Consider the following 264-nt stretch of genomic DNA (forward strand, 5'->3'; position numbering starts at 1 on the left):
GCAATTTTATGCAATTCCAATATCCCTTCTGAGTTGCAGAACAATCCAAAATATAAAGATGATGATACAACGGGTTGGGTGAAACTAACACGTGATTTACAACAGTATATGCACCGACTTTTAAATATAATAATTTTAGCGCTTGTCGTTTTAATTTTCCCAAGTGGTTATAAAGAAACGGTCTCTTTACCTATTATTTCTAAGTACGTAGAGCATAAGCTTTCTTTTACATTGGATACTGTACTTTGGTACTCAGATATTGCT

At 33.3% G+C, this 264-nt stretch carries 1 pseudogene; it reads left to right on the forward strand.

From position 1 onward, the window contains the following. Window positions 1-264, forward strand: a pseudogene (locus ACFIKE_RS09930) (hypothetical protein); the annotation flags it as partial.

This window comes from Bartonella sp. MU70NMGDW (assembly GCF_042194085.1).
GTDB lineage: Bacteria > Pseudomonadota > Alphaproteobacteria > Rhizobiales > Rhizobiaceae > Bartonella > Bartonella grahamii.